This is a genomic window from Hoeflea sp. IMCC20628 (assembly GCF_001011155.1).
GTDB lineage: Bacteria > Pseudomonadota > Alphaproteobacteria > Rhizobiales > Rhizobiaceae > Hoeflea.
Map to the genome: position 1 here is coordinate 775821 of NZ_CP011479.1, position 13410 is coordinate 789230.

13 protein-coding genes are annotated in these 13410 nt (G+C 59.4%); 5 read left to right on the forward strand and 8 right to left on the reverse strand.

Features of this window, described 5'->3' with window-relative positions:
• Positions 1–7 precede the first annotated feature (7 nt).
• Positions 8–1105 (reverse strand): glycosyltransferase family 4 protein, encoded by a 1098-nt coding sequence (locus IMCC20628_RS03700; protein WP_047029091.1) that lies wholly within the window; start codon positions 1103–1105, stop codon positions 8–10.
• A gap of 31 nt (positions 1106–1136) precedes the next feature.
• Positions 1137–1613: a transcription elongation factor GreA gene (greA, locus tag IMCC20628_RS03705; protein WP_047029092.1), complete on the reverse strand. Its 477-nt coding sequence runs from the start codon at positions 1611–1613 to the stop codon at positions 1137–1139.
• Between the two features lie 354 nt (positions 1614–1967).
• Between greA and IMCC20628_RS03710 the strand changes: the two genes are divergently transcribed.
• Together IMCC20628_RS03710 and IMCC20628_RS25760 are read left to right on the forward strand one after the other, a co-directional pair.
• Complete coding sequence (locus IMCC20628_RS03710; protein ID WP_047029093.1) at positions 1968–3011, forward strand: endonuclease/exonuclease/phosphatase family protein; 1044 nt, start codon at positions 1968–1970, stop codon at positions 3009–3011.
• A 160-nt stretch (positions 3012–3171) separates the two neighbouring features.
• Positions 3172–3363, forward strand: coding sequence for a hypothetical protein (locus IMCC20628_RS25760; protein ID WP_156174393.1), 192 nt, complete (start codon positions 3172–3174; stop codon positions 3361–3363).
• Here the strand turns inward: IMCC20628_RS25760 and IMCC20628_RS03715 are convergent.
• Entirely contained in the window at positions 3350–3634 is a 285-nt protein-coding gene (locus IMCC20628_RS03715) for a hypothetical protein (protein ID WP_047029094.1), read from the reverse strand. The genes IMCC20628_RS25760 and IMCC20628_RS03715 overlap by 14 nt on opposite strands.
• Before the next feature lie 304 nt (positions 3635–3938).
• Here IMCC20628_RS03715 and IMCC20628_RS03720 point away from each other — a divergent pair, with 304 nt between their 5' ends.
• Positions 3939–4292, forward strand: a complete 354-nt coding sequence (locus tag IMCC20628_RS03720) for a hypothetical protein (RefSeq protein WP_156174394.1) — start codon at positions 3939–3941, stop codon at positions 4290–4292.
• Between the two features lie 69 nt (positions 4293–4361).
• Here IMCC20628_RS03720 and IMCC20628_RS03725 read toward each other — a convergent pair whose 3' ends face one another.
• Positions 4362–5597 carry a DUF2235 domain-containing protein gene (locus IMCC20628_RS03725; protein ID WP_047029096.1) on the reverse strand — a complete coding sequence of 412 codons (1236 nt, stop codon included), beginning with the start codon at positions 5595–5597 and terminating at the stop codon, positions 4362–4364.
• Between the two features lie 111 nt (positions 5598–5708).
• Positions 5709–6155, reverse strand: a complete 447-nt coding sequence (locus tag IMCC20628_RS03730; protein WP_047029097.1) for an SRPBCC domain-containing protein — start codon at positions 6153–6155, stop codon at positions 5709–5711.
• 149 nt (positions 6156–6304) lie between these two features.
• On the opposite strand from IMCC20628_RS03730, the gene IMCC20628_RS24150 reads away from it, so the two are divergent.
• A complete protein-coding gene (locus tag IMCC20628_RS24150; protein ID WP_156174395.1) occupies positions 6305–7312 on the forward strand; it encodes a hypothetical protein in 1008 nt (335 codons plus the stop codon).
• Between the two features lie 70 nt (positions 7313–7382).
• Here the strand turns inward: IMCC20628_RS24150 and IMCC20628_RS03740 are convergent, their stop codons facing one another.
• Together IMCC20628_RS03740 and carB are read right to left on the reverse strand one after the other, a co-directional pair.
• Positions 7383–7577, reverse strand: a complete 195-nt coding sequence (locus IMCC20628_RS03740) for a DUF2283 domain-containing protein (protein WP_047029098.1) — start codon at positions 7575–7577, stop codon at positions 7383–7385.
• Between the two features lie 277 nt (positions 7578–7854).
• Entirely contained in the window at positions 7855–11346 is a 3492-nt protein-coding gene (gene carB / locus IMCC20628_RS03745; protein WP_047029099.1) for a carbamoyl-phosphate synthase large subunit, read from the reverse strand.
• 558 nt (positions 11347–11904) lie between these two features.
• On the opposite strand from carB, the gene IMCC20628_RS03750 reads away from it, so the two are divergent.
• A complete protein-coding gene (locus IMCC20628_RS03750) occupies positions 11905–12993 on the forward strand; it encodes a phosphatase PAP2 family protein (RefSeq protein ID WP_047032232.1) in 1089 nt (362 codons plus the stop codon).
• Positions 12994–13019: 26 nt separating this feature from the next.
• On the opposite strand, the gene IMCC20628_RS03755 is transcribed toward IMCC20628_RS03750, so the two are convergent.
• Positions 13020–13331 carry a hypothetical protein gene (locus tag IMCC20628_RS03755; protein WP_047029100.1) on the reverse strand — a complete coding sequence of 104 codons (312 nt, stop codon included), beginning with the start codon at positions 13329–13331 and terminating at the stop codon, positions 13020–13022.
• Positions 13332–13410 lie beyond the last annotated feature (79 nt).

The window sequence follows — 13410 nt, forward strand, 5'->3', positions numbered from 1 at the left end:
CCCCGGCTCAGATTTTGCCAGAGCGGACTTGCTCATAGACTGCGTTGATCCCGTCGGCTTCCGTCGCCACGCTGAACTTTTCCACCGCGCGGGTGCGGGCCGCCACAGCCATTGCCGCATGCCGTTCCGGATTGGAAAGGATTGCGATGATCTCATCTGCCGCCGCCTGGCTTTCCCCATCGGGAATCACCATGCCGGCAGCACCATTGCCCGAAAATTCGTCAAACCATCCCGCGTCGCTCGCCACGAATGGCACGCCAGAGGCCATTGCCTCCAGCGGCGTGACGCCAAAGCCCTCATAGCGCGGCAGTGCGACCAGAAGGCTGAGCCCGCGCACCAGATCCGGCATCGCGTGCGGATCGGTCTCGCCCGGAAACAGAATCCGGTTGCTCAGACCGGCGGCGGTAACCTGATCTTTCAATCGCGCCAGGAATGGCATGTGCTCGGGCGTTGCCTTGCCGAGCACCAGCGCCGTGCATTCGGGCAAGTGCGGCAAGGCGGCAATCATCGCGGCAACAAAGCGGTCGGTGCCTTTTTCCGGGCGAATACGGCCTATGGTGGCGATGCCGGCCCTGCCCGGATAGGGGTTCTTCGCCCAGGCCTCGGCTCGCGAGGGAGCGGGATGAAAGCGGTCGATGTCGACACCGTGCGGCACCACCGCGCGGACGCCAGGCACGAAAGTCGCGGCCTCCGGCGTGGTTGCGATCACGGCATCCATGCGTGAAATCAGCCAACGCGGGAGCAGGCTGTGGCGGCGCTGGGCGGCGGACGTGAAAACCAGCTTGATCGGCAGTCGGAGAATGTCGCGGGCGAAAACTCCGGCACGCATTTCGGGATTGCGGCGCACATGCCAGATGTGGAAACCTTCGCCCGATGGCGCGTGGCGCGACAACCGCATGGCCTGCCAGATTGAGATCGGGTCCCGACAACCGGGCAGGGGGCGTCCCACCAGTTGCACATCGTAACGGTTGGCCTGTTGCCGTGTGACAGCAGCTGCCGTCGCCGAAACGCCGGTGAAATTGCGATGCAGGTTGAGCACGAACAAGCCCTCCCTGCCGGCTTTGCCCTTGGGGTCTCCAGGGTTGCCGGCGGGAAGAGTGCTCATGAGGATGACCGGGGAGGGCGCAGCGGGGCGATCAGCCCCACTTCACCGCAAGGATTTCATAGGCCTTGGAGCCGCCCGGGGCGATAACCTCGACGCTGTCGCCGACCGATTTGCCGATCAGCGCGCGCGAGATCGGCGAGGAGATCGAAATCCGGCCCTGCTTCACATCGGCTTCCTGGTCGCCGACGATCTGGTAGGTCTTTTCCTCTTCGGTGTCCTCGTCAATCAATTTGACGGTGGCGCCGAACTTGATGGTGTCGCCTGACAGTTTCGACAGGTCAATGATCTCGGCGCGGCCGACATAATCCTCAACCTCGCCGATGCGGCCCTCATTGTGGCTCTGGGCTTCTTTCGCTGCGTGATATTCGGCGTTCTCGGAAAGGTCGCCATGCGCGCGCGCTTCGGAGATCGCCTCGATGATCCGCGGCCGCTCGGTTTGCTGGCGCCAGCGCAGTTCATCCCGCAGCTTGGTGTAGCCCGCCTGCGTCATCGGAACCTTTTCAACCATCGGTCTTATCCTTGTCATGTCGTTCTGACGCCAGGTCAAATGGCGGCAGTACACAAAATGAAACGGCCCCCGAAGCGGTCACTTCGTAGCCGTCCCTGTTTTCTCTACTTCAGGCTTATCAAATCCGGTTCAAAATTTCACCTGAAAAAATCGTGGATGATTTGCCATGGCCGGAATCGCAGTTCGAAGCTCTGGAAGGCCGCTTTGGCTGGCGATGTTGTGCTAGACCAAAACCGGCGACCCATTTCCGGCAGCAGTGTTGCGGTCAGACGCCGCATGCGGCGGCCGCTGCCTCGACGCCGCCGCTTGGGGCTGTCACACTGACGGCGGCACGGGCCAGACGGAGGACCACCCATGGCTGACATCAAGCTCGCAACCTTCAATCTCTACCATTTTGCCGCCCCCGGCATTTTCTGGCATGAGCGCAAGCCGTCAGCGACCTATTCGGAAGCCCACTGGGCGGAGAAGAAAGACTGGATCGCGGCGACTGTGGCGGCGATGGACGCCGATGTGATCGGTTTTCAGGAAGTTGTGTCGTTTGATGAACTGGGCGCACTGATGGCGGCGAATGGCTACCCCTATTTCTTCTGCACGGGACACCCCATTTTCGACGAGGATGATCCGGCGGTCTATGTCAACGCCACGGTGGCTATCGCCTCGCGCCATCCCTTTGTCAGCGTCAGAGCGCTGTCGGGCGTTGCCGGTGTTCCGGATGACACGGTCATCGACGCGGATTTCAATTTCTCCCGCACCCCGGTCGATGCGGTGATCGACCTGCCGGGAATTGGCGAAACCCGGATTTTTGTCTGCCACTTCAAATCCCAGGGCGCCTTCGTCGATGATGATGATATCGATGTGCTATCCGATTGGGGCGACAAGGTCCGCACCACCTATATGGAGCGTGCCATGGCGGGCGTGAACCAGGTGGCCAAGCGCGCCGCCGAAGCAGGCGCGATCTACCGCATGTTCCGGCAGACAATCGACGCCGATCCGGATGCCCCGGTAATCCTGCTTGGTGATCTCAACGAGAACCCGGCCTCGCACACCATCTCGATTCTCACGCAGGCCGACCGGGTCTGGTCCTGGGGCAGCGTTCCGGCCAACGGCGTTCCTGAGCCGTTTGCCTATCTCAAGCATGTCTACAAACTTTATGACGGCTTCAATCTGGTGCCGATGCAGGGGCTGGTGCGCCCCAACACCCATGGCGGCATTATTTCGGGCTCCGTGCTGGATTACTGCGTGGTTTCCAACGGTCTCAACCCGAAGAACCCGCGCCGTCGCGGCACGGTCACAAAAGTCGAGGTTTTCGACGCTCATTTCGAGCTCGGCCCGCCAAGGGATCGTTCTTCCGATCACGCACCGGTGGTGACCACTATAGAAGCTGACGGCGCGGGGTGAAGTGAGGGTGAGGCTGAACTGGGGCCTCTTCAGCTGGATTCCGACCGCTTGGTGAAGGAGGAATTCCGGGAAAGGGGCGGCAGGGAGTGAGTACATCCAGAACAAATGTCTGCACCTGCACTTCGTGTTCAATCAGTTCGGTGATCTTGAGAGATGTGTCTTGCGTCATGGCAATGTCCACCGCCCTGAGGGGTGGGATGGCGTGCTGACACCTGTGGTGGCGCGCTACCCGGCCGAGGCGCGGCCTTCGATCATGCGTCGCCGGTTTCGCGCCGATGCGGCCTGCGCCATCTCTGTCTTGTGCGAGGACAAGACAGAGATGGCTGGACTTGATCGGATTAGCAGCACTTGAGCCTTTCGACGCTGACAGCCTTTTCCTTCTTCTGCCAAGGCCAACGGAATGTAGCGTCTTTATCAGCTACATCAGTAACAACAGACCGCGTAGTCTTATCGAGGGTTTTCTCCAGGGGATTTTTGGGGCAGGGGGCAACCTTGCAACCAGAATAAACAGTCTCTTTGGAGGATGCCGGCGCTATGTTCCCTGCCGTTGCGCCAGCAACTGAAGCAATAATGGATGTGGCTGTAATCATGGCAACAAAAGTAGTTTTAAATTTCTGAGTCATTTTCGAATTTCCTCTCTGTGTGTCTCTTCCCTGCTTCGATTGTTTGGAAGCGCCGGTCCGAGTTGGCAATTTGACACTAGGGATATTCAGATGAACTGCTCTTGAGTGCTCCATTCAGAATTTGTTCATGTCGCGAACGGGCCTCCTGATCTGTACAAGGCCTTCCGGTCCAATCCGAACCGCGACGCCGCAGACCTTCTGGGGATTACCCATTTAGGATAGCTTGCGGTTGGATTGATGTAGGGTGGTCATGAATGGTCGCTGTACGTTTTTTATCTCACCAATGCATTGAGGAACTCATCCCATGATCCGTTTATCTATCGTCGTAATGTTTGCGCTGACGTTTGCCAGTCCCGCATCGGCTTTGCAGAAGTTCGAGGAATACCGGATTTTGGGAAGCGAGATCCTCTCGGTCCGGCTTGGCCGGCAAGAGGTCGAGGATCCGGCGACACTGATCATCGAGCTGGTGACGGAATCGTCTCAGTCGCAGGAGCTCAGCATCGAATCCGACGGCGGCCTTGATGAATGCAAGCTGACGATCGACTACGCCATCGGCGACAAGGCCAGCTACATCGAGATCCGGGTTCACATGACGGCGGACACCATGAACGGCGTGATGGTGACCGAGTGTGCCAGAATATCCATTCCGAATTACTGACTGTCGGTTCTCATCGTTCCAATATTCTATGGCTGTCGAACACTGACAAGGGGCTGGTGAACCCGGTTGCTACGGACCGGGGGCCGCCCGCGTCGTCATCACCTCATAGGTCCTCGGCAGGTTGGGCGGGCTGTAGTCAACCCGGTTTTCGAGCCGCGTGATCACGGCTTGATGCAGTTTGGCGCCTTCGGGTATCCGGCGCCGGTCAAACACCGGAAAATAGATTTTCCCGATCTGCAACTGGCGGTAAAACGAGGTTTTCGGCACCTTGCGCGGCAGGAATTCGACAAGGGCCCAGCCGGCATTCATCGAGTTGTTGATGTCGGCCAGCGGGTCGGGCGCGCCATAGCGTTTCTGCCTCTTGTCGGCCTCGTCACGCGCCAGATCAGCACTTGGCTGCGCGGTGTCGGCAACCGGTGTGCCATGGGTGAGCAGCCTGAACACGTCGTTGTTGCTCAAAACGCCGGCGGCCACAGCCTCGCGATAGAGCCATTCCAGCGGTATCTTGGCGAGCCCACTCCTGTCATCCGGATGGCCACCGCCAACATCGCCATGGCAGCCGGTAAACCAGACTTCCTCGAAATCCTGGCGGGTCCTCTCATAAGAGCGGGACTTGCGCGACCACTCCTCATAATCCTGCCCCGGTTCCCACAGCGAGGGTTGGAAATAGGTTCGCTGCTCATCGATGGCGACGGCGTGACGGACGATTTTCACCCGGTCGTTCCGGTTGGTGTAGGCTTTCTGGGTGATGGTCAGCCAGGGGAAGCCTGACTTCGCATCAAACACCGAGGCCACCGTGTCCCAAAGGCCCAGAAACTCGATGCGGACGCCGGTGCCGCCGAGCACATTCTGGAAATGGCTGATTTCTGCGGCGAAGTTCCTGCTGCCCGGCTGGCCGAGGCGGGTATAGGCGCGCCAGGCATAGCGCACCAGTTGCAGTTGCTCGGGCCGCACCAGCCCGAAAATCCGCAGAAATCCGGCCAGCAGCCGGGCGGTGTAGGCGCCACGCGAAAAGCCGAAAATATGGATCTTGTCGCCATATTGCCAGTTGTTGGTCAGGAATTCATAGGCCTGGATCACATTGTCGGCGATGCCGGTGCCGGTGGCCCGTCCCAGCAAGATGCGGATCCTGGATTTCAATCGCTGCCACCGGCCACTCAGACCAAAGGTGCCGATGCCGGGCTGGTAAAACACCAGTTGCTGTTTCGAACGCACCAGAGAGCCATAGAGCCGGAGCACATTGGTCCGGTCGCCGGAAATCTGGTTCGATGTACCGTCCAGCAAAATGATGATGTTCCTGGCCATGGCGCGACCCTCCACTTGGAGGATTATACGCGAAGATCAGGGAGTGGGTAATCAGAGGGGCGTGTGTTGGCCTGGGTCGCAGGTCGGATTCAGCCTCAGGCGACGCCTGTATCAGCCGTGGCTCTCATTCTTTTGGAGAAACTGCTCCAGCCGATCAAAGTTCTGCTCATTGGCGGCGTGCAGGAATTTTGCCATCTGCTCGTTCTCGTCGGTGCGGTCAAACAGCATCCGCCAGGACAGTCGCGCGCTGCGATCCTCGTCGGCAAAGCGCATTTCGAGCTTGAACACATGCACCGGCTCATGGTGGGTCATCCTGACCATCTCGCCAGTGACCACATCCTCGAACGTCCAGTGATTGTGGAACTCCGTGCCGTTATCGGCAGTCATGGTGACCAGCCAGTTTCCACCGGGCTTCAGATCGAACACCGATATCCGGTTGGTGAACCCCTCGGGCCCCCACCATTGGGCCAGCTTCTGCGGATCAGCGAAGGCATCGAACAGCGTTGCCGGGTCAACAAGGAACAGGCGGTCGTTGAGGATTTCGATGGTCTCGGTCATGGGTTGGTCCTCTACCGGGCAAATGATACGTGGGATACCGGTTTCCAGCAATCAGAGGGGGCAGAGTGGAAAATTGTTTCGCGTATGACGTGAGAGTTGGAAAAGTGGTTTCATGTGCAAAATGGCTGGATCGTGACGAGGGGTATGTCGTGTTTGAGTATCGTAGTCTTGTAAAAATGTTAGCAGTAATTGTGGCCACCACTAATTCTGCGATTGCCGCGGATATTTCGGTATCTGAAACAGATGGCCCCTCTGGAGCCAAGCAATCCATTGTTCGGATTGTTGGTGATATGCATGTTGATGATATTTTGAGATTCAAGCAAATCAGCAAGTCGTTACCGCCACAGACTATTGTCAGTCTGGAATCACCTGGGGGAAGCTTGTTGGCCGGCATTGAGATTGGCAAGGTCATTGCGGCTTCAAGCTTTGCGACGTCGGTGCAGGGCGTATGTGCTTCTTCCTGTGCACTCGTCTGGTTGGCCGGGGCACCGAGAATCTTGGCACCCTCCGCGAAGGTAGGATTTCACCTGGCCTACAAGAGCGATATGGACAAGACCGAGTCGGGAGCGGGTAACGCTTTGGTCGGTTCATATGTGACCGGCTTGGGCTTTGGCGACAATGTTGTGCGCTACATAACTTCAGCGGCTCCCGGCGATATGCAGTGGCTTAGTTCAAGAGATTCCGACCTTTTGGGTATCGACATCGTCGTTTCGGAGGATCGGCAGACCCGAAGCGTGACAAGAGAAACCTCGCCCGCTGACACCGAGACCGTGGACCCTACTGTGGCGGCAGTTGAGCTGATTACGTCGATAATAATCGCAACGACCTATTCCGACGCCAAGGCACTCGAAACGGTTCGGCAACTCTATGCTGACAGGGTTTTGTACTTCGGGGAAATGAAATCCAGGGTAGAAGTCTATACAGATAAGCTCAAGTACATTAAGCGCTGGCCTTACCGGTCCGTCAATTTGCGTGAAGATTCGATTTCGGCATCGTGCCAGATTTCCCGGTGCAAGGTCACGGGGATTTATGACTGGGGGGTCGGCAATGCAAAGGGCCGCAAGAAAAATGGGACGGCTGTTTTTGTTTATGAGTTTGAAGTGAGTGATAAGATCCATATTACGACGGAAGGTGGCGAAGTTCTTAGCCGCTATTAGGTAACCACATCCGTACTAGGCGTATCTCTGCGATGTGGCCGAGTTTCACTGTCCTTGGTATGACAGATGCTTATGCAGCTTCGGTCAACGTCGCGGGCGGCAAGTGCTTGCGCGCTTCAAGCATTTCCATGTCGACGATCCTGCCATTCTCGTCAAAATCAAGAACGATAGCATCGGAAACCTCTTCACCCTCGAGAACGGTCTCTCCGGAAAACCGGATGCAAGCCGCGTCGGCAGCCGGATCAAATTTTACGGTCGGCGTCATTGATGCCTGCTTGCCCGGCGATCTAGAAACACTGAGATAATACGGATTTCGACAGCATTTTCCACACAGATGACGCGCAACACGCGTCCTTGTCGCTCCGGGTTCGCTGCTGTGGGTACGCCGTTATCCCCGTCATGCCGGACCCGCCCGGTCAGCAAGACTCCGTCTGCAGCCGGCGCCGATTGCAAGAGTCTTCTACCGCGCAGACGCGCGGTTGCTGGGTCCCGGATCAAGTCCGGGAAGACGGAAGCCGGGTCTGCCAGACCCGGCGGTCCCCTCACACCGCCGGAAAATAACTCTGCAGCGGGTGGACTTCCAGGTTGCCGGCCTTCAGCGCGGCGATGGCCTGTGCCGTCGAGAGGCTGCCGGCCATGGTGGTGAAATAGGGGACCTTCTGCATCAAAGCGGCGCGGCGCAGCGATTTGGAATCCGAGATGGTCTTGGCGCCCTCGGTGGTGTTGATCACCAGTTGCACCTGACGATTTCTGATGGCGTCCTCGATATGCGGACGGCCTTCCATCACCTTGTTGACGTGCTCGACCTCAAAGCCCTCTGCACGGAGGAAGTCGGCAGTGCCCGAGGTTGCCATCACCTTGAAGCCGTTGTCGACCAGGATGCGGATCGCCTCGATGACGCGTGGCTTGTCCTCGTCGCGGACCGAGACAAACACCCGTCCCGAGCGCGGCAGGTCGACGCTGGCGCCAAGCTGCGCCTTGGCAAAGGCAAGCGCGTAATCGCGGTCGAGCCCCATGACCTCGCCGGTCGAGCGCATTTCCGGTCCGAGCAGCGTGTCGACGCCGGGGAATTTTGCAAACGGGAAGACCGCTTCCTTGACCGCAATATGGGTCAGGGTGCGGTGGTTGGGCACAGCGCCGTAAGCAGCAAAAGCCTCGGCCAGGCTCTCGCCGGTCATCACCCGTGTTGCCACCTTGGCGATCGGTGAGCCGACGGTCTTGGCCACGAAGGGCACCGTGCGAGAGGCGCGCGGATTGACTTCGAGCACATAGATCACGTCGTCCTTGATGGCATATTGGACGTTCATCAATCCGCCGACATGCAGCGCCTTGGCTAGTGCGATGGTCTGCACCTCAAGCCGGTCAACCATTTCAGGCGACAGCGTGTGGACCGGCAGCGAGCAGGCGGAATCGCCCGAGTGAATGCCGGCTTCCTCGATGTGCTCCATGATGCCGGTGACATTGACGTCGGTGCCATCGCAGATGCAATCAACATCCACTTCGATGGCGTTGGTCAGATAGGTGTCAAACAGCAACGGATTGGTGCCGAGCAGGGTGTTGATCTGGCCGGTCTTGTCGTTGGGATAGCGTGCCTTGATGTCCTCGGGCACCAGTTCGGGCACGGTGCCGAGCAGGTAGTTGGACAGGTTGGTCTCGTCGCGGATGATCTGCATGGCACGACCGCCAAGCACATAGGACGGACGCACCACAAGCGGAAAGCCGATGTCGGTGGCGACCAGCCGCGCCTGCTCGACCGAATAGGCAATGCCGTTGTTGGGCTGGATCAGGTCGAGCTTGTGCAACAGCTTCTGGAAGCGGTCGCGGTCTTCGGCCAGGTCGATCATGTCGGGCGCGGTGCCGAGGATCGGAATGCCGGCCTTCTCCAGCGCCTCGGCCAGCTTCAGCGGGGTCTGGCCGCCAAGCTGCACGATGACGCCCTTGAGCGTTCCGGCTTCCTGTTCCTTGGTGAGGATTTCGAGCACGTCCTCATCGGTCAGCGGTTCGAAATAGAGCCGGTCGGAGGTGTCGTAATCGGTCGAGACGGTTTCCGGGTTGCAGTTGACCATGATCGCTTCATAGCCGGCGTCCTTCAGCGCGAAGGCGGCGTGGCAGCAGCAATAGTCGAACTCGATGCCCTGGCCGATGCGGTTGGGACCGCCGCCGAGGATCACCACCTTCTGGCGGTCCGAGACGCGGGCCTCGCAGGCAAGGCTGCCTGCGAACGGCACTTCATAGGTCGAGTACATATAGGCCGTCGGCGAGGCAAATTCGGCGGCGCAGGTGTCGATGCGCTTGTAGACCGGGCGGACGCCGAGATCTCTGCGCTGCTTGGCCACTTCATGGCCGCGCTTGCCGGTGAGTGAACCCAGCCGCGCATCGGAGAAACCCATCGACTTGACCAGCCGCAGGTTCTCCGCGTCGGTCGGAATGCCGTGCTCGCGGATGCGGGCTTCCATGGCCAGAATGTCTTCGATCTGGGCCAGGAACCACGGATCGATCTTGCAGATCGCATGCACGTCAGCAGCGCTCATGCCCAGCCGCAGGGCCTGCGCCACCATGCGCAATCGGTCCGGCGTCGGCACGCCGATGGCGGCCTTGATGGCGTTGTCGTCGTCGCCTTCGCCGAGGCCCGGAATCTCGATCTCGTCGAGCCCGGTGAGCCCGGTTTCAAGACCGCGCAGCGCCTTTTGCAGGCTTTCGGCAAAAGTCCGGCCAATGGCCATGACTTCGCCCACCGATTTCATCGCCGTGGTCAGCGTAGGCTCGGCGCCGGGGAATTTTTCAAAGGCAAAGCGCGGGATCTTTGTCACCACATAATCGATCGACGGTTCGAACGAGGCCGGGGTCGCTCCTTGCGTGATGTCGTTTTCAAGCTCGTCCAGCGTGTATCCGACTGCCAGCTTGGCCGCGACCTTGGCAATCGGGAAGCCGGTGGCTTTCGAGGCCAGCGCCGACGAGCGCGAAACCCGCGGGTTCATCTCGATCACTACCAGGCGGCCGTCTGCCGGGTTGACGGCGAACTGCACGTTGGAGCCGCCGGTCTCGACGCCGATCTCGCGCAGAACCGCAATAGAGGCGTTGCGCATGATCTGGTATTCCTTGTCGGTCAAGGTCAGCGCCGGGGCCACGGTGATCGAATCACCGGTGTGCACGCCCATCGGATCAATGTTCTCGATCGAGCAGATGATGATGCAATTGTCGGCGGTGTCGCGCACCACCTCCATTTCGTATTCCTTCCAGCCGAGCACCGATTCCTCGATCAGCACTTCGGTGGTCGGCGAGGCGTCGAGCCCGCTTTCGATGATGTCGTAGAATTCCGAGCGGTTATAGGCGATGCCGCCGCCGGTGCCGCCCATGGTGAACGACGGACGGATGATGGCCGGCAGGCCGATCTCGTCGAGCGCCCGCGCGGCCTGGGCCATGGCGTGGCTCATATAGCGCTGCTTGCGGTCGGATTCGCCGAGGTTCCAGGTGTTTTCCAGCTCGTCGAGCGCCGTGTCGAGCGCGTCGCCTGCCAGCTCAGCGCGCAGCCGGGCGCGTTCGGCCTCGTGCAGCTTGCGGTCGGTGTCCTTGATCTCGGTGGCGTTGGCCAGGAACGAGCGCGGCGTTTCCAGCCCGATGCGGGTCATCGCCTCGCGAAACAGCGCCCGGTCCTCGGCCATGTCGATGGCTGCCGGCTTGGCGCCGATCATCTCGACATTGTAGCGTTCGAGCACGCCCATGCGCTTGAGTGACAACGCTGTGTTGAGCGCGGTCTGACCGCCCATGGTCGGCAGCAGTGCGTCGGGGCGTTCGCGGGCAATGATCTTGGCCACAACTTCAGGCGTGATCGGCTCGATATAGGTGGCGTCGGCCAGGCCCGGATCGGTCATGATGGTGGCCGGATTGGAGTTGACCAGGATGACCCGGTAACCCTCTTCCTTCAGCGCCTTGACGGCCTGGGTGCCGGAATAGTCGAATTCGCAGGCCTGCCCGATAACAATCGGTCCCGCACCGATAATGAGGATCGACTTGATATCATTGCGTTTTGGCATGGTCCGGGTCCGATTCTAACAAGCGTCGCGCAAAAAATCCCCCGCCGGGAATCCACTCAAAAGATTCGGGTCGGGAGACGCCATGCGCAAAATCAAAGGCTAGACGCGGCTTATAGGGAAATGCGCGACCGGAGGGAACCCCAAAAGGGCGTTGTTCAGGGGAAAATGGGGGGCGAAAACGCCAGAGGCTGCCCCCCTTTGTTCGATTGTCCATCTACGACGCCGTCATCCCGGCCTTGAACCGGGATCCAGCCACCGCATGTCGATGCGGTGCGGGACTGGTTTCGGAGCATTTGGTGTGCACCTGGACCGGCGGGTCAGATGCCGGTCACGAACCAGTTTGAGCCTGGTTCCTGGCCATGGTTTCAACAGGGCGATAATCCTATGGCCCACGGATCAAAGCTCCAGCGAAGACTGGATTCGCCGCCACCCGCCTGGCGCTGAAGGTGAGGCAGACGCCGACATATGCAACCAATCCAATCCATATTCACGTTTTATAAAAAGGATCTTGTCACTTTGGCGGTGCGATTTGTTGATCCAAAGAAGTCTGGTTGCCCGATGATCCGAAGCCTGCAGTCCTTTCCCGCCGAAGTGCTTGAGCGGTTGCGCGCCGATGCGTGGTTTTACGCCACGGTCATCGGCTACACCGCATTTGGCCTCATCTATCTGCAGGGCTTCGGCCAGTTGGACGGGACGTCGCATTCGGCCTATGTCGGGCCCGGGCTGTGGACTTTTGCCTTTTTCATGCCGGTTGTGGTGGTACTGTTTGATCTGGTGCGCGTCGTGCACAGGTTCGATGGCCGCCGCCGGCTGGCGTTCAAACGCAGTTTTTCCGGCCGCCGGATGGCGGCGCTGGCGTCAGGCATGGCGCTGATGGCCGGGATCACGCTGTTTCAGGGCACCTTCACCTCGATCAAGATTTCCTTTGCCAATATTCATGGCGGATTTCCCTATGATCTGTACCTGGCCAATGCCGACAAATTCCTGCATTTCGGCAGCGCGCCCTGGCGCCATCTCTATGCGGTCGCCCAGAACCCGACGGTGCTTGCCATCGTTGAAGTGAATTACAATGTGTTGTGGCACATGATCAATTTCGGCGCGCTGTTCTTCGTGGTGACTTCGCCGCGCGCCAACCGGGTGCGGATGCACTATCTGGCAATGTTCCTGTTTGTCTGGATCGTCTGCGGCAACATTCTCGCCAGCATGTTCCTGTCCGCCGGACCGGCGTTTTATGGCAATGTCACCGGAGATACAGCCCGCTTCGCCGAACAGATGGCCTTTCTGGCAGGCAGCGATGCGGTCAATTCCGCAGCCGGTATCCAGCACTATCTCTGGTCGCTCTACGAGCGCGGCCAACCCGGGATCGGCGGCGGCATATCGGCCTTCCCCAGCGTGCACGTGGCGCTGATCACCATGAACGCGTTGTTCCTGTCCAGCTATTCGCGGGGGCTTGGGGGCCTTGCCTTCGCCTATGTCGGCTTTGTGCTGGCAAGCTCGGTCTATCTCGGCTGGCATTATGCCGTCGATGGTTACACGTCGATCGTGATCGTCACGCTGGTGTATCATTTCTCGCGCAAGCTGTTTGACCGCCAGACCGCAGCTGCAGCAGCCTTCGGGATATCGGGCCGGTCTCCCGTTATCGTTTGAGGCAGGCAAGCCGGTCCGACCAATCCTTATTTCTGCTGCAGCGACAACAGATAGGCGACGACATCGGCTTTCTCGTGATCGAACAGCCGGAAGGTGGTCATTGGGAAATGGTCGGCTTCGAGAAAGGCTTCGAACCAGGCGCGGTCGCGGCCTTCGATATTGACCAGGTCGGCATAGGGCGGCGCCATATCCGCATCGGGATTTTGGCCGTCCGGGACATGGCAGTCTCGGCACCATTCATCGACCACGGCCTGGCCGCGCGCCACGGCGGCCTTGTCCGCGAGCGCTGTGCTCACCGGTAGTATCAGGGTCAATCCGGCAATCAGCAATCTGAGCATTGTTCACCTCTTCGCATGCGTGGAGTTTAGTCCTGTCCGGGTTGAGCCGAACTGATCAGGATCAAACCGGGAGAGATGA